Here is a 17128-nt window from a genome sequence, read left to right as displayed (position 1 = left end):
AGTATTGGCAGAGTTGATAGATCCAAGGGTTGTAACTGCCTACCAGAAGAAGATTTCCCCTCAACGCGACTTTATTTATTATGGAATCGATCCTAATCAGGGAATAAATTCAGGGCCACTAAATTCAGGATATGCTGAATTTATAACTTCCATACAGGTAAATGAGTACAACTCAAAATCATACATTAAAGATGACTTTACTGATGGGATGTTAGAGTTTCATGTTACAATCTTCTTTTTAGGCAGGGACGGTGCCGGAGGGTCTATATTGAAGGTATTTCCCTGTGATCCCACAAAACTGTTTTATGATAGTTCCCGCGTTATTGGGCATCCCAATGGAACTTCCATTTATATATTGCCTAATCCAATTCCAATTACGGATTGGAACATGCAGAAATATGGAAGTACCTGGAAAGTACTCGTGGCGGAATATGACCCCGGTACGGAAATTACTCAAACGTCGTCTATGTCATCAACCTTTAGCTCCAATTTTAATTTTGATGTGTCTTTGGGAGAAACTGTTAAAGTGGGGCTTAAGTTTGGAACTTCAGAAGTGACTGTTGAAAGTGGAACAATAACCTATAAGACCACAGGTTCTACTGATAATCTCGGAGAGGCATTATTAGATTATTCGGCTCCTGTTCTTTTAAGGATAGATAGCAGTTGGCGGACTCCTATGGGACAAATTTACAGTATAAATACAGGTACTGTGACGCTGGATATTGAAACAAGGAAAAGGTATTAGTTTTTTACTTTATATTAGGTGCGTTTGCTTAATGATTTGTGGCATTATATTTGGCGTGCAATTTTAAACGCTTTTTATATGAAAACATGGCTTTACCTACCCCTGCTAATGCTGGGCCTCATTTTCACTAGCTGCAGAAAAGAAGAAATTACTAATCAGGTTATCCCCAATAAAACAATTCTATTCACTGTAAGAACATCGGATTGGAAAGCTGTACCTAACACTACCAATACTTATGCTGTAATACTTCCCGTGTCCGAAATTCAGGCTGTTACTGACGGTGTTATAGTTTCGATAGCGGACCTTAATGGCAATACGTTTGAATTATTGCCTGAAGTAGTTGGTAACAAATCTTTTAATGTTATACACTATCCGGGGAGTGTAAGAGTTGAACTTGCATCAACTAATGGGGCTGCTATCCAACTCCCGCAAGATCTGACAATGAAGGTTGTGGTGATTCCGGCCAATCAGATTCAGTAGCAATTTATTTTGTTCGACATATTGTGCAGGCCTTCGCAGATGCGGGGGCCTTTTTTTATGGCAACTTTTCATTGTTAATTGTGTGGTAATACAGATTTTGTTATTTTAAGCGCTCTAATACTGTAAACCTGTTTTAAATATGCAGGGGATACGCAGTAAACAGCGAACATCGAAAAAATCCTTAAACAGTACTATGGACACAAGACGAGATTTTATCCGCAAGGCGGCCTTATTATCAGGAGCAGCGGGTGTTATGGGTACATTGCCTGGTTCCATTCAGCGGGCATTGGCGATTGATCCTGCTCCCGGCTCTACATTCTATGATGCAGAGCATATTGTTATCCTGATGCAGGAGAACCGTTCTTTTGATCATGCCTATGGTTCCCTGAAAGGGGTACGTGGATTTAATGATCCACGCGCGATCCGTCTGCCGGACAATAATCTTGTGTGGCTGCAGACTGATAGCAACGGCAATACCTATGCACCTTTCCGGTTGAACATCAAAGACACCAAAGCTACCTGGATGAGCAGCCTGCCACATTCCTGGGCCAACCAGGTAGATGCCCGCAACAATGGCCGTTATAACAAATGGCTGCAGGTAAAACAGTCCGGCAACAAGGATTGGGCAGCAATGCCGCTTACGCTGGGCTTCTACAACAGAGAAGATATTCCATTCTATTATTCACTGGCGGATGCCTTTACCGTATGTGATCAGAACTTCTGCTCTTCCCTTACCGGTACAACACCTAACAGGTTGTACTTATGGACCGGCAGCCTCCGTGATGAACAGAAGGCGGAAGCCAAAGCCAACGTATGGAATGAAGACGTAGATTATGGTGCTGAAGCCCACTGGACAACCTTTCCTGAAAGATTAGAAGATAATGGTATCTCCTGGAAGATCTATCAGAATGAGATCAGTGCAGCCGGGCTGGAAGGTGAGAAAGACGGGCTGCTGGCCAACTTCACAGACAACCCTATTGAGTGGTTCAGCGCTTTCAATGTACGCTTTGCAATAGGGCATATCAAATACCTGCAACACAGAATACAGCAGGTTACTGCCGATATACTGCAGTTGGAAGGTAAGCTGGCTTCAGGTGTGAAAGAAGACGAAGCTACAAAGCTCAAGCAGGCCATTGAGAAAAAAGAGAAAGAGCTAACGAAATATAAAAAGGACGCGACAACCTTTACTACCGCCAATCTTGCCAAGCTGTCCACCCGCGCACAGAACCTTCACCACAAAGCGTTTACTACCAATATCGGTGATCCGGATTACCATGAACTGGAAACACTGCAATATAAAGACGGCGACACTGCGAGAAGTATGCAGGTTCCGAAAGGGGATATTCTCTTCCAGTTCCGTGAGGATGTGAAAAAGGGGCAGCTTCCTACTGTGTCCTGGCTGGTGGCGCCCGGCGAGTTTTCTGATCATCCGGGATCTCCCTGGTATGGGGCCTGGTATGTATCTGAAGTACTGGACATTCTTACACAAAAGGAAGAGATATGGAAGAAGACTGTTTTCATTCTCTGCTATGACGAGAATGATGGTTACTTCGATCACGTACCTCCGTTTGTGGCGCCTCATAAACCTGGTACAGGGCTCGTTTCCAAAGGAATCGATACCAGCCTGGAGTATGTGACACATGAACAGGAAGAAGCAAAGAAACACGTAGGAAAACACGAAGTGCGTGAGAGTCCTATCGGGCTTGGCTATCGTGTGCCGCTGGTAGTGGCCTCCCCGTGGACAAGAGGTGGATATGTGAATTCGCAGGTGTTTGATCATACTTCCATCCTGCAGTTTATGGAGAAGTTCCTGCAACGCAAGACAGGAAAAATTATCAAGGAAACAAATATTACCGCCTGGAGACGTACGGTGTGCGGAGATCTTACCAGTGTATTCCGTCCGTTCAATGGTGAGAAAGTAAGGGTGCCTTTCCCGCAGCGGAACGAATTCATTGAAGGTGTGTACAATGCCAAATTCAAAAAGCTCCCCGACGAGTTTAAGAAACTTACTGCTGAGGAGATTACGCATATCAATGAGAATCCTGGCACTGCTGAGTGGATGCCCAGACAGGAGCCGGGTATACGGCCATCCTGCTCGTTGCCTTACCAGCTATATGTGAATGGTAAATTAAGCGCAGACAGAAAGACCTTTGAAATCAGCTTTGCTGCTTCTAATGAAACTTTCGGTAAACAGGCTGCCGGTTCTCCATTCAATGTGTATGCACCTGGTAAATACATACAGGCCGACAGTGGGCAGATGGAGCCGGTAAGGGCATGGTCTTATGCAGTAACGTCAGGAGATAAACTGAACGACAACTGGCCACTGCATGCTTTCGAGAATGATCTTTATCATCTTCGTGTATATGGTCCTAATGGTTTCTATCGTGAGTTTGCAGGGAATGTGAATGACCCGCAGGCAGAGGTTATCTGCAACTATCAACGGAGTGCCGGCAATATAAAGAAACTCAGCGGCAATGTAGAACTGAAGCTTATTAACCGTGGCGGCAGCCCGCTTACTTTCCACATAAAAGACATGGGCTATAAAAAAGGCGAGCTGAAAAAAACACTGGCGGCGCGTACAGAAGGCAATCTGATTATAGACCTCTCCAAGAGTTTCGGATGGTATGATTTTACTGTACAGATTGACGGTGCTGCTACATTCGAACAACGCTATGCAGGCAGAGTGGAGACAGGTAAAGACGGCTTCAGTGACCCGGTGATGGGAGGAACCGTGTGATGCAGCTATTTTGTTATGTGGATATTTTTTTGTTTAGTAACTCGTTAAGGAGAATCAAATAAGAAAATATCCACATAACAAAATAAAAGAATGATCTGTTGCATTGTTTGTACAGTCTGTTACTTTGCTGCCACATCTTTCCCGCCAAATCATACTGAGTGTGAATGCTTGTGTGAATGGATCTGATTTTGATAGATGATAAGCATGAAACTGTATCAGTATCTACTTTTCGCTGCGATCGTCCTGGCTGGATGTAAGCCATCTGGCCCTTCCGGCACCCCACAGGAGTTAATTCCCCGCAATAGAACTATACAACCCACAAACGCTTACAACGATCTTTTTCTTGACAGCCTTGCCGTAGAAAATTATATTTCCCACCTGCATGCTGATGATACTACGGCTAACCATATACGTAGTTTTTACAACGCACGTAATTACGAGTTTGCATGGTTCGATAGCCACGGACTTACAGAACAGGCAGCTGCTTTCAGAACATTGTATGATTACAGTAAAGATACCACCAGTAACAAAGCTGTAGACATCAGGATGAATGCGCTGCTGGACGAAGATAGCATCACCGTAAAGGCTAATGATCCAGCGACAGTGAAAACGGAGCTGCAGCTCACACAACGCCTGGTGCAGTATGCCGCTGAGATGAACTACAGTACTAAAGATTTGGCGCATATGGTGCCGATGCAAAAGTATGATGCCATGCGGCTTGCCGATTCCCTGCTGAAAGCAGATGATAAAGCACATCCCGGGATGGCAACACTCAAAGCGCCGCTGCAGGCCTATCGCGATTACGTAAAGGCCGGCGGGTGGCCGGAAGTACATCTTTCAGCAAAGAGTCTCAGGAAAGGGCAGTCGTCTTCCGAAATCATCCAGCTAAAAAAGAGACTGTCGATAACCGGAGAACTAAAGAATAATGACAGCACTGATGTGTTCAACGACGAGCTGGAAGCGGCTATAAATACATTTCGTAATGGTCATGGTTACACGCCAAACGGGCTGCTTACCGATACCGTCCTCGAATCAATGAACATGCCCGCTGAAGCACGCCTGCAACAACTGCTTATCAATATGGAGCGGCTGAGATGGATGCCTGCAGAACCAAAGGGGAAACTGATCATGGTGAATATCCCTGCTTTTATGCTGCACGTAACAGACGATGGTAAAGCGTTATTTGACATGGATATTATTGTAGGAAAGGAAGGGCACGGCACCACCATGTTCTCGGGAAGGCTGAACCAGATTGTGTTTAACCCATATTGGAATATACCACGCAGCATTGTCAGAAAAGAAATACTGCCGGTTATGCATCGCAATCCTCACTACCTGGCATCAAAGAATATGGAAATAACGGGTGAAGCTAACGGACTGCCAGTAATCCGGCAACGTCCGGGAAGTAAGAATGCATTGGGACGGGTGAAGTTCCTGTTTCCCAACAGTTTCCATATCTACCTGCATGATACACCGGAAAAGAGTCTCTTTAACCGGGATAACCGCGCTTATAGTCATGGTTGTATACGATTGAAGGAACCGATGAAAATGACACAGTTCCTGTTGCAGGACTCGCCCCAATGGACAAGCGAGAAAGTTGACAGCGTTATCAATGCCGGAAAGGAAAAGTTTGTGCGGCTGAAAGTTCCGGTGCCGGTGATCATTACCTATCTTACGGCATGGACAGACAAGCGTGGCAACCTGCACCTGGTACAGGATGTATACGGTCATGATGCCATAATGCGTTCCAGGATGTTCTATTAATTAAATATCTGTGCTGTCTTTCAGCAGCCTGGTATGCGCAGAATAGTATTTATCCGGGCTGTAGAGGAAAAGACAAGAGCCATTGCGGATAGCTTCAATCACTTTGCGATGGATCTTTTCAGGGATGGCCGGGCAACCAAGACTGCGGCCAATGTAGCCCTGACTTTTGATAAGCGTCTCATCCACATAGGCGGCGCTGTGTATGACGATGCCTCTGTTGAGCGCATTATCGTTGATACCGGCTTCTTCGCCTTCCAGGCGCAGTGAGTATCCATGCTCGCCGTTGTAGGTATCGCCGGTGACGTAGAAACCAAGGCTGCTTTTGTAACTGTTTAATTTGTTGGAGAAAGTGCTGGCATTGAGTGTGCCTGAGTTCCTGCCATGCGCAACGAGCGTGTTAAAGAGCAGCAGTTTATTTTTAAGGTCGATAACGAACAATCTTTTCTGACTGGACGGCAATGAAAAATCAATGATGGAGATGACATCTGTATTTTTGATGCGTCCTTTCTCTTCCAGCTGCGCAAAGCCCTGCATTGCCTGTTCAAACGCTTCGCGTGAAAGTCCGGCACTGTCCAATCTTATGTGGTCGTATATGCTCTCTTCTTCCACTGCGGAATCTGTCAGCATAGCAGAAGTGGGGGCAATAACCGCGGTTGTTTTTTCAGTATGGGTAAAAGCTGTTATCAGAAATACAAAAAGACAAATGGTAACTATAAGGATTGCCGATTTTACGATCTTCATCTGTTTCACGTTCACAAAAATTTCAGGTGATAAAAAAGACAGGCACGAAGATAGTGTATTATGCCCGGTGTGGTATCCCGGAATGGCCGTCCGAGGCTGTTTCTGGTTGTTTTTTAACATAGCTTTTACATACATCGGAAATGTTTATATTACATTAAAAACATAAGTTGTCATGCCAGAATTACCCGATCTGCAGGTATTCCGCCATAACCTGGGAAAAGCATTGCTGCATAAAGAGCTGAAGGCGATCCATGTCATCAATAAAAAGAAACTCCATACAACGGAGGAAGTCTTGAAAAAGGCCCTGGAGGGACAGCATCTCAAGGCCATAGAACGTATAGGTAAAGAGCTGCATTTTGTGTTCAGCAACAAGCATGTGCTGGGTATGCATCTCATGCTGAATGGCAAATTGTATCTTTATCATGCGCTTAATGAGCAGAGGCATACCATTGCCACTTTGCTATTTACCGATGGTACGGGCCTTGCACTTACTGATTTTCAGGGGCAGGCAGCATTGACGCTGGACCCGGAAGAGAAGGCTGCACCTGACGCTTTATCGGATGTAGTGGATGAGACCTGGATGAGAGCTGTGCTGGCAAAGAAAAAGATTACCATCAAGAAGTTTCTGCTAGACCAGAAGAATATACTTGGCATTGGAAATGCCTATGCAGATGATATTCTGTGGGATGCCCGTATTTCTCCCTTTTCTATATGCAACAAGATACCGGAGCAGAAAGTGAAAGCGTTGGTGAAATCCATTCGTTACATACTCACCAATGCAGAGAAACTGATCAGGAAACATCATCCTGATTTGATACACGGAGAGGTGAGGGACTATATGCTGGTGCATAATCATAAGCTGCAGAAAAGCCCCGGTGGGGCAGAGATTCTGCATGATACCAGCAGTGGCCGTAAAACCTATTATACAGCTGAGCAGGAGTTGTATGCCTGATCAGCCCGGACCATCCTTATTAAGGAACACCCATACAGTTTGCTGTGCACTTGTTCATTGCGCCATCGCAATACTTTCTCCGCATAGGGCCAATGCTGGCCGGATTTAGCTATGGCCTATGCGATTCCTCATATCCATCTTAGTCACTGCTTCAGTAACTTACCTGCCTTCCGGGGCAAAACGATAACCAAAGTAGTTGTTGTGCAAAACAGTAAAGCAATGGTCGGGTCTTTCCGGCCAAATAGCCGGGGAAGGCGGCGATTTTGATCATGTAGTAAGGGCTACTTCTGGCGCCCGGGCCTTTTCCTTTTGTTCGTAGATATTGCCGGCGATTCTTTCCACGAACGCTTTCGGGAAGAATTTAGGCAGGAATGCATTCAGTTTGTTGGTGAAGCCTGGAACGATCTCCGCTTTACCTTTAAAGAGGCCGTTGACGGCTATCTTAGCAACACTCTGCGGTGTCATGTTAAAACGGTCTGCGAGCTTTTTAGTGGCATCGTTCATGCGTGCCCTGTTCACAAAATCAGTGTCGGTACTGCCAGGACTGAGCGCGCTTACAGAGATGTTGGAGTGCCGGAGCTCGTGACGTAGCCCGCGTGTAAAGGACAATGCAAAGGCCTTAGTGGCTGCGTAGATGTTCAGATAAGGAACGGTTTGATAGGCGGTGGTACTGGCAAGGTTCAACAAATAAGCTTTGGGGAATTTCCGTAACACGGGAATAAAGGCATAAGACAAACCCACCTGTGCTTTTACGTTGACATCAATGATGTTGAACTGATCCTCCAGCGGCAGCTGTTCGAATGCGCCGTTGAGGCCATAGCCGGCATTGTTGACCACCACGGTAAGCTGATCATGCCACTGGCTGCTCCAGGAGATCACGTTACGCAGTGCATCAGGATGAGACAGATCCTGATGCAGCGTGTGCACGTTGACGTGATATTCTGCCGCCAGGTCACCGGCGGTGGTGTTGAGCGCATTGTTGTCGAGGTCGATCAGCAGCAGTTCGTAGTTCCTTAAGGCCAGTTCCGCAGCAATAGCTTTGCCTATGCCTTTTGCCGCACCTGTTATTAATGCGTATGCCATAGTTATATTTTTAGATGGATGAACTGTTTACTTTCGCAAGATTCTTTTCTGCACCTTTCACGGTTGCCCATTGTGGTTTCCCTCCGTAGAGGTATTGTTTCGCCTGTGCCAGTTTATGATAGAAAGGTGTAGGACTTTGTGCATGTTTCGGGGCATAGGCGCCAGTGATAATGGGGATATACATGACGCGCCTGCGGCTTTTTTCACCTGTCCAGGGCGACTGCTGCACACGGTGCCAGAGGCGTCCGTCGTGAATGGTAAGGTCGCCGGCTTCAATATCGAAGCCTACTTCTCTTTTATCCGGATTATTGTCTATGAAGTATTTCTTTCTGAACAACAATTTCAGAATGCCCTGGCGGTGTGTGCCCGGGAGCACTCTTAAGCCGCCGTTTTCTAAAGGGCAGTCGTCGAGATGTATGCCAACATTGAGCATTGGCAGTATGCGCGACCCGAGGAAGAGATCACGGGGACTGTCTGTATGCCAGCCAAGTTGCCTGAACTGACTAGCTTCTGTATTGACGTAATGGTTTATCACGAGACCGTCTTTTTCATTCTCACCAATCCTGCCTTCATAGTTACCCAGTAGTTGGGTGAGTGATTGCAGCCGTTCATCTTTCAGCAGGCTGCGTAGCACATTGCTATAATGAGATGCAAATGCAATTCTTTGTATCAGTGGGCTGCCATCCGCGTCTGTACCGAATTTCAACGGTATGCCGTTGATCTTCTGGACATTGTTACGTAGCAGGAGTTCCTGCACATGTTCAACTTCACGTATGGTAAGTGCAAGGGTTTCTTTGTCGAGGAAGTTTTTAAACTGGATAATACCATGTTCGCGGAAGTACGCGAGATGCGCGTCCGATACCGCTCCGTCGAGACGGAAAACGGGTTGGTTGTTCGTTTTCATGACGATAAATTTTGGAAGCAGTGAAAAATCAGTTGTACAGTATCAAGTGCGTATGTGCGGAGATTGGTGGGGTAACCGCAAAGAGAGGAGAATTAACAACAACAGGAGAAGGCAACCATAGTGATCCCGGTTGAAATGTGCTTCTGTAGCAGGCTTGTGTGTTTTATATGCCTTTTCATTGTATGGATTTTATTAGTCTACTGGTTTTGTAGACAAATATAGTGTGGAAAGTTATAATTCCAAAAAAAACTTTGATTATTGTGATGAGGGGTGATTATCACAATAATCAAAGTAAGTTTTTGTAGTCTTCGGGAGTATCAATGTCGATGGCGCCTTGTGGGAAACTTACCGTGGCCGTGATGGCGGTGTATTTCAACAGGAGTTTCTTTGCACCTTCCTGGCCGCTGAGGGCCATTAGCTGGGGGAAGAATGCACGACTAAATAGCACGGGCGTGCCGAGTATATCATTATAACAGCAGGCAATGATCTCCTTGCCAGTGGTCAACCGGGCGGACATCAGTTCATGGAGGAGCTGAGGGGTAATAAAAGGCTGATCACATACCAGGATAAATGCACCGTTAATGGTATCGGTTATACGTAACAGCTCCCGGATGCCGGTGTGAATAGAGCTGGCCATACCGCTTTCCCAGTTGGTGTTTAGAGCGAGGTGAATATTACTGGCGGTGATGTCTTTCCGGATGTCATCAGCGTAGGCGCCCAGCACCACCACAACAGGGCGACAACGGGTTTGCAGCGAGGTGTCGATAATCCGTTGCAGCAACATTTGCTTTTGAAATACCAGCTGTTGTTTGGGGGACCCCAGCCGTTTGGAGGCACCTGCTGCCAGGATGATGATGCCGGTGTTTTCCATCAGATAAATTGTTGGGTGATCATCTGCTGCGTACGGGAGTGGATCGCTGTATCCTTTTCCCGGAGGGAATTCCCGGCGGCAGCGGACAAAACAGATTTTATTTCGCTGATCACAGATAATGCAATTTCTTCTGCCGTTTCCGCTCCGATATCCAATCCTGCGGGTCCGTATATATGTTGCCGTTGCAGGATATCTGTATCCAGCTCCGCAAGCATACGATCCCTTTTCCTGGCGGGTCCCAATAGGCCTATATATGGTAGTGGTAGCGGCAACAGCTCTTTCAACAAGGCCAGATCGTAATTATAGTTGTGTGTCATCAGGATGGCAGCGGTGTAGGCGTCTGTTGTAAAGTGTGTTATGACCTGCGCTGGTTTGGCTGCAATCAAATGTGTAGCCTCCGGGAAGCGTGTCCTGGTAACATAAGCAGGACGGCCATCTACAAGGGTTGTATGCCATCCCAGTAAATGAGCCATCTTTATCAGCGGCATAGTATCATTGCCGGCGCCTGCCACCACCAGGTGCGGAACGGGTGGCATAAAAGCCAGTAATGCCGTCATGCTGTTATCTCTGCTGATATAGGTAGTGATGCCTTGCTGCCTGCTTTGCAGTGCCTGTAATGCGTCTGTAGTAATGGCGTTCAGCAATGCTTTATCGTTTACATGATGTGTTATCCCTCCACTATCATCTATCAGCAGGGAGGTACCGGGTTGCGGGCCATGTTTCTGCTGTATACTGAACAATGTCACCAACACTGTGTGTTGCCGTTTGCTGATGACCTGTTTCAATAACATGACCGGATGTTGGCTTGCTGTCGGTTCTATGGGTTCCAGCAGGATGTGGATAATGCCGTTACAGCCAAGTTCTACGCCGAGCTGTGCATCGTCTTCATTAGTAGTATCATATGTAACCAGTACAGTGCGTTGCTGTATGATAGCCAGTTGTGCTTTGCGCAGGGCGTCACCTTCGAGGCAGCCGCCGCTGATGGCGCCGGTAAGTTGACCATTTTCCGTTACCAACATGCGGGCACCAGGCTGCCGGTAGGAGGAGCCTTCCACGTGCACAACAGTTGCCAGCGCAGTTTTCAGTCCCTGGCGGCAGGCGGTGTCGTACGCCTTCACGATATCTTCCAGCTCTTTCATGATGATATTTTACCGAGGATTTTGTCTGGTGTAATGGGCAGATCGCGTACTCTTTTACAGGTAGCATTGAATACTGCGTTGGAAACGGCTGCTGCGAAGCCAATGAGTGCTATTTCCCCCAGCCCTTTCGAGCCCATCGGATTGATATATGGATCCTTTTTATTGATAAAGAAGACATCAGTAGGTGGTACATCTGCATTTACGGGCACATGGTAGTCTGCGTAGTTGTTGTTGACGAAGCGTCCGAAACGATGATCCAGTATGGCTTCTTCTGTCAGTGCCATACCGATGCCACCTACTACACCGCCAATCATTTGGCTGGCAGATGTTTTGGTGTTGACGATTGTACCTGCATCCGCCACACTTACCACATGTTTGATCCTTATTACACCGGTGGCAGGGTGTACATGAATCTTCGTAAAGTGTACAGAGAAAGAATAGAAGGAATATTTTCTTCTTTCCTCGCCACCCTGAGAAGAGGCCGTAGCTTGTATTTCTGGTAATTGTTGTTGTTGCAGAATGTTTTGATAAGGAATCCTGATATTTGAATTGGTTGCTGCCAGTAGCTGCCCGTTTTCAAAAATGATATCTGATATTTTCAGGGTTTTGAAATCAGGATGCCCCGTCACAGCGAGTTCCGCTAATTTCTGTTGAAGCGCGTTACATACATCTGTCACGGCGCTACCTACGGTAGATACGGTGGAAGATCCGCCCTGGCGTGGCGCATCAGGATATGCGGATTCTCCCAGCAGGAATTTAATTTTCGCAGGGTCGATGCCGGTAGCGTCGGCGGCAATCTGCACCATTGCAGTAGCTGTACCGGGACCAATGTCGGCGGCGGCACTGCGGATGGTAAGGGTACCGTCGGCTTTCAATACGGCGTTGGCGGACGCGCGCCCACGGCCTGCGCCAAAGGTGCCGCTGCTCATGCCATATCCAACCAGCATATCCTCTTCCTGTAATTCGCCGGGTTGCATCCGACGCTTACTCCAGCCAATTTTCTCCGCACCGGTTTGGTAGGCTTCTTTCAAGTATTTACTGGAGAAAGGAAGATTTTTCTCCGGATCAGTATCGGCATGATTCCGCAGACGGAATTCCAGCGGGTCCAGCTTCAGTTTATAGGCAAGTTCATCCATCGCTGACTCCAACGCGAAGGCGCCGGTGGCTTCACCGGGACCGCGCATCCATACCGGTGTACTGAGATTAAGTGGTACCAGTTGGTAAGTAGTGTTTACATTCGGGCATTCGTACATAAACTTGCTCATGCCGGTGATGGCTTCGGTGAAATCTTCGTAGGGAGAGGTGATGGCGACAGCATGATGGGTGATGCCCGTGAGCTTTCCATCTTCTGTGGCGCCCAGTCCAATCTTCTGGATGGCGGCGGGGCGGTACCCGGCGAGCGTGAACATCTGTTCGCGCGTAATCACCAGTTTCACTGGCTTGCGTATCTTTTTAGCGGCCAGTATAGTGGCTACTTCCAGTGGCCATATGCGTAATGCCATTCCAAATGCGCCGCCAACGAACTGGGAGTGAACGGTAATATTCTGCTCTGGTATCTGGAAGAGACTTTTCAGTGTTTGCTGCACACTCTTTACGCCCTGCGTTTTGGCATAAAGCGTAAGCGCATCGGGCGTTTCCCAGTGTGCGATAATACCGGCCAGTTCCATGGGGTTATGTACTTCGATGGGAATATTGTATTCCGCTTCCACCGTCACCGGGGCTTTCTTCCAGGCATCTACTTCTCCGCGCACATAGTCTTTCATGTTTTTGTTCTGAAAGGCTTTGTTGAGATTAGCATTGATGTCCGTGGCATGTACTTCCTGGTCGTATTGCACTTCTACCAGTGAAACTGCATAGACGGCACGTTCGAAGGTATCCGCTACTACAATAGCCACGGGTTGCCCGTTGGAGTAGATACGGTCATCATAGAATATTTTGAGTCCCTGTTTGGGATTGGTGTTATCTGTTTTATAGCCAGGCACCGGTGGGGCGTTGAGATGGGATACCACATCACTCACACCGGGTGCATGTAATGCTTTTTTTGTATCGATGTTTCTGATGCGGCCGGAGGTGATAGGACTGCATACCAGCGCTGCGTACAACATGCCTTCCGGTTGATGGTCCGCGAAGTATTTTGCGCCGCCTGTTACTTTAAGGCGGCCATCTACACGGTCCATCGATTTCTCTGTGGCTTGCTTTTTCATACGGTGGCAGCTTTTTTAAGTGCGATAATGATACTATTTACGGCCAGGTCTACTTTGAATGTATTGTGCTTATGTGGCTTTGCATTTTGCACGGCAACGTTGGCGGCTATACGGAAGTTTTCTTCAGTTGCAGTTTTACCGGCGAGCGCATTCTCCGCTTCATACAGGCGCCAGGGTTTGTGGGCCACCCCGCCCATTGCCAGCCGTGCGCTGCGGATGGTGTTGTTACTGAGATCCAGTGCTGCAGCTACCGATACCAGCGCAAATGCATAGGAGGCGCGGTCACGCACCTTCAGATAATGCACATGATGTTGATAAGGACTGGTAGGTAATTCCACTGCGGTGATCAGTTCGCCCTTACTGAGATTGTTGTCTTTATCGGGGGTATTGCCCGGCAGCCGGTGAAAGTCTGCGAATGGTATGTGCCTGTTGCCTTTGGGGCCGGATACCAATACGGTGGCATCCAGTGCTACAAGCGCTATACACATATCGCTGGGGTGTACGGCAATGCATTGATCGCTGGCGCCGAATATAGCATGCATGCGGTTGATGCCGCCGATAGCCCCGCAGCCGCTACCAGGCTGCCTTTTGTTACAAGGCATTGCCGTATCATAGAAATAGCCACAGCGGGTGCGCTGCATCATATTACCGCCGACGGTGGCCATATTGCGCAGTTGTTGGGAGGCGCCTGCCAGCAAGGCCTGGGACAGCAGCGGGAAGTTCTTCTTCACCTGTTGATGAGCAGCCACATCGCTATTGAGCGCCAGTGCACCGATGTGTAAGATATTGCCATTGAGTTGTATCTCTTTCAGTGGAAGACGGTTGATGTCTACCAGCTTTTCGGGCGCTATTACACCGCTTTTCATGAGATCAAGCAGATTGGTACCACCCGCAATGAAACGGGCTTGTGCATCTTTGCTAACCGCATCAATAGCTGCCTGCTGATTTGATGGCCGGATATAGGTAAACTGGTTCATATTGGCTGCCCTCCCTGCTGTACTTCCATGATAGCGTCTACAATATTATCATATGCTCCGCAGCGACATATATTACCACTCATGGATTCCCGTATATCTTCAGGTGTATTGGCGTGGCCTTCACGTATGCAGGCAACGGCAGACATGATCTGGCCGGGTGTGCAATACCCGCATTGAAAACCATCATGACGGATAAATGCTTCCTGAACGGGGTGGAGCTTGTCGCCTTCAGCAAGTCCTTCAATGGTAGTGATCTTTCTGCCTTCCTGCATCACCGCGAGGGTAAGACAGGAGTTAATGCGCTGTCCGTTTACGTGAACGGTGCAGGCGCCGCACTGGCCGTGGTCGCATCCCTTTTTCGTGCCTGTAAGTTGTAGTTGTTCCCGCAGGAGATCAAGCAGTGTAACTCTAGGTTCTACCGAAAGATGATAAGGCTTGCCATTGATCTCCATACTAACGGACATTTTTTCAAAGATGCCTGCAATATGCTCATCATGTTCAGCCGCTTTTATTACCAACGGAGGGGTAAGGGCCAGTGCCATCACGGCAGATGACTGTTTCAGAAAGTCGCGTCGGGCTTCATGTTTGTCCTTTTTGTGAGGGCAGGAGTTTTGGCTGTCTGGTGTCTGTGGCATATACACCTGGGTTTTAATTCTCTAAAAGATATATTTTTTTTGAGAGAACTGCAAATCTTTGGTGTGAGCGGACTGACGCTTTCAGTAGCGGTAATTTTTGCCGGCGTGTAATGTCTCAAATTCTTGTATCTGCTGATGCAGTACGCGTTTGCGGAGAATGTACGTTTTGAGATCCAGACCTTGTTGTTTTTCTTCTTCCAGTTGTTTTATAGTACGATGCAGGGCATAATATTCTTTCCTGAGCTGAAAGGTTTCAGAACTTTGGAAGGCAGTAACATCGGGCGATTCCCGGATAATATCGGCACTATAACCCCCACGCACCCACGAAATGAAGTCGTTGCTGAGTACTGCCATGCTGCCTTCATCCAGTGCGCCATGTCCGGTGATATATACGGTCTGGTCTTCCCCGGTGGTATGCAGCAATATGGCCTGTCCGCCGCTATCGTCGCCGATGGTGAGATAGGCTGGCAGATAATGTTGCACTTCGTACAGCTTGTTCTGTTCTTCCAGCTCGTCAGTACCATATAGCAGTATGAGATCCGTAAACAGGCGTGAGGTTTTCAACTGCTGTTCGAGGAGGAACGCGGTGTAGGCGCCGGGAAGTTTGACTCCCAGCGCCTTTTCAATATTTTCAATATCGTTATTGCTGTCCATTGTCTTTCAGATAAGAAAGCCACTGCTTACCGAATTCGTTACCCGGTTCCAGTTGCAGTAGTTTTTCAAAGGAGCCGATTGCTTCCGGAATACGGTCGATATTACAAAAGAGGATGCCACGATTCAGATATACATATGCGTTATCCGGTTCGATGGACATGGCCTTGTCGTAACAAGCGAGGGCTGCGTCGTATTGTTGTTGCAACAGGAGTAGCGAACCTTTGTTCATCAGCAGAGTGGTGTCTTCCGGGGCAAGCTCCAGTCCTTCATCTGCGTACTGCAGCGCCTGACTGATCTTTGCTTCCACCTGCTGTTGTGTGGCTTCGTCTGCGCCGTTGTCTTCCATCTGGTGGATGGTGTTGCTTACTTCCTGGAGCAGATCGCGCACCTGTTCACTACACCATACAGATGTTCTGAACGTAGGCTCCTGGCCGTTAGGAGAGGGGAGGCCGGCAGGTTCGTCAGCAGAAGGTTTCATGAGGCCGGCAGCGGGCGCATACCACCAGGCGCAGAATTCTCCGAGCTGGCCGCCCACGGGCAGCTCGTCGGAAGGCGGCAGTGTAGCTTCTTCTATGGCATTGTGGGCCAGTACAATGTCCAGTATGGCTTTCAGCGATTCGGTGTCGATAGGCTCACCACTATATTCTGCATTCATCACCATATAAGGGAGTAATTGATACCAGAGCCCCAGAAGGTATTTATCTTCCTGACGCCCGGCTTCTTCCGCCAAGGTTAATGCCAGGGAGAAAACAGGTATTTCCTGCGGCGCTATGGCTGCATTCCCTTTCAGGGAGCCTGCCGCTACCATCGCTTTCCAGAGCGAGCTTCCTGCATCGCAATACAGCACGTAAGCATTGGCGGCGGCATCCGGTGCTGTATAAGCTGCTACAGGATTGCTTTCTGCATCCCATGGCTTTTCAGGCTGTTCATAAATGAAGCTGAATTTTCCGGCAGCAGCCAGTTCATCAAAGAAACGTTGATGTTGTGCATAGGCCGGATGGGCCATTACAGGGAACGTATATACGAATTTGTGTTTGACGAGAATATCCATTACCCTGAAATGGGTAAAACCTGTATCAAACTGCCCTTGCAGCCTGTACAGGTTATAAAAAAGGCTTCTGCGGTCCAGTTGTTCATTGCTGCTGTTGTCCAGGCAGAGAACGGACAGTTCCACCAGTGATTCTACTTCGTGCATCGACATGTTTCTGCGCTTTTAATTCAGCGCGAAATTACGGAGATTTC

At 47.8% G+C, this 17128-nt stretch carries 15 protein-coding genes; 5 read left to right on the top strand and 10 right to left on the bottom strand.

Annotated features, from left to right (window positions below; translation table 11 throughout):
* From VM802_RS22575 to VM802_RS22560, 4 genes are all read left to right on the top strand, one after another.
* Positions 1 to 745: hypothetical protein (locus VM802_RS22575; RefSeq protein ID WP_325534841.1), on the top strand; the 745-nt coding region annotated here is incomplete at its 5' end.
* Between the two features lie 78 nt (positions 746 to 823).
* Positions 824 to 1225, top strand: a complete 402-nt coding sequence (locus VM802_RS22570; RefSeq protein ID WP_325534839.1) for a hypothetical protein — start codon at positions 824 to 826, stop codon at positions 1223 to 1225.
* Positions 1226 to 1418: 193 nt separating this feature from the next.
* Entirely contained in the window at positions 1419 to 3962 is a 2544-nt protein-coding gene (locus tag VM802_RS22565) for a phosphocholine-specific phospholipase C (RefSeq protein ID WP_325534837.1), read from the top strand.
* Between the two features lie 204 nt (positions 3963 to 4166).
* A complete protein-coding gene (locus VM802_RS22560) occupies positions 4167 to 5726 on the top strand; it encodes a L,D-transpeptidase family protein (protein ID WP_325534835.1) in 1560 nt (519 codons plus the stop codon).
* Here VM802_RS22560 and VM802_RS22555 read toward each other — a convergent pair whose 3' ends face one another.
* Positions 5727 to 6467, bottom strand: coding sequence for a murein L,D-transpeptidase catalytic domain family protein (locus VM802_RS22555; RefSeq protein ID WP_325534833.1), 741 nt, complete (start codon positions 6465 to 6467; stop codon positions 5727 to 5729).
* Between the two features lie 172 nt (positions 6468 to 6639).
* Here VM802_RS22555 and VM802_RS22550 point away from each other — a divergent pair, with 172 nt between their 5' ends.
* Positions 6640 to 7419: a DNA-formamidopyrimidine glycosylase family protein gene (locus tag VM802_RS22550; protein WP_325534832.1), complete on the top strand. Its 780-nt coding sequence runs from the start codon at positions 6640 to 6642 to the stop codon at positions 7417 to 7419.
* 267 nt (positions 7420 to 7686) lie between these two features.
* Here the strand turns inward: VM802_RS22550 and VM802_RS22545 are convergent, their stop codons facing one another.
* The 9 genes from VM802_RS22545 to VM802_RS22505 form a co-directional block, all read right to left on the bottom strand.
* Positions 7687 to 8502, bottom strand: a complete 816-nt coding sequence (locus VM802_RS22545) for an SDR family NAD(P)-dependent oxidoreductase (protein WP_325534831.1) — start codon at positions 8500 to 8502, stop codon at positions 7687 to 7689.
* 10 nt (positions 8503 to 8512) lie between these two features.
* Positions 8513 to 9406 (bottom strand): phytanoyl-CoA dioxygenase family protein, encoded by an 894-nt coding sequence (locus VM802_RS22540; protein ID WP_325534829.1) that lies wholly within the window; start codon positions 9404 to 9406, stop codon positions 8513 to 8515.
* Positions 9407 to 9692: 286 nt separating this feature from the next.
* Positions 9693 to 10277, bottom strand: a complete 585-nt coding sequence (locus tag VM802_RS22535; protein WP_325534827.1) for a nucleotidyltransferase family protein — start codon at positions 10275 to 10277, stop codon at positions 9693 to 9695.
* Positions 10277 to 11416 (bottom strand): XdhC family protein, encoded by a 1140-nt coding sequence (locus VM802_RS22530; protein WP_325534825.1) that lies wholly within the window; start codon positions 11414 to 11416, stop codon positions 10277 to 10279. Before VM802_RS22530 ends, VM802_RS22535 begins: the two co-directional genes overlap by 1 nt.
* Positions 11413 to 13620: a xanthine dehydrogenase family protein molybdopterin-binding subunit gene (locus VM802_RS22525; RefSeq protein WP_325534823.1), complete on the bottom strand. Its 2208-nt coding sequence runs from the start codon at positions 13618 to 13620 to the stop codon at positions 11413 to 11415. The genes VM802_RS22530 and VM802_RS22525 overlap by 4 nt, the downstream gene beginning before the upstream one ends.
* On the bottom strand, positions 13617 to 14597 hold the full coding sequence (locus VM802_RS22520; protein WP_325534821.1) for an FAD binding domain-containing protein: 981 nt from the start codon (positions 14595 to 14597) through the stop codon (positions 13617 to 13619). The genes VM802_RS22525 and VM802_RS22520 overlap by 4 nt, the downstream gene beginning before the upstream one ends.
* Entirely contained in the window at positions 14594 to 15232 is a 639-nt protein-coding gene (locus VM802_RS22515; protein ID WP_325534819.1) for a (2Fe-2S)-binding protein, read from the bottom strand. Before VM802_RS22515 ends, VM802_RS22520 begins: the two co-directional genes overlap by 4 nt.
* Before the next feature lie 81 nt (positions 15233 to 15313).
* Positions 15314 to 15886 (bottom strand): SMI1/KNR4 family protein, encoded by a 573-nt coding sequence (locus VM802_RS22510; protein ID WP_325534817.1) that lies wholly within the window; start codon positions 15884 to 15886, stop codon positions 15314 to 15316.
* Positions 15873 to 17087: a tetratricopeptide repeat protein gene (locus VM802_RS22505; protein ID WP_325534815.1), complete on the bottom strand. Its 1215-nt coding sequence runs from the start codon at positions 17085 to 17087 to the stop codon at positions 15873 to 15875. Before VM802_RS22505 ends, VM802_RS22510 begins: the two co-directional genes overlap by 14 nt.
* Positions 17088 to 17128: the final 41 nt, after the last annotated feature.

The organism is Chitinophaga sp. (assembly GCF_035538455.1).
Taxonomy (GTDB): Bacteria; Bacteroidota; Bacteroidia; order Chitinophagales; family Chitinophagaceae; genus Chitinophaga.
The sequence above is the reverse complement of the archived record's forward strand: the minus strand, read 5'-3'. Positions and strand labels throughout refer to the sequence as shown.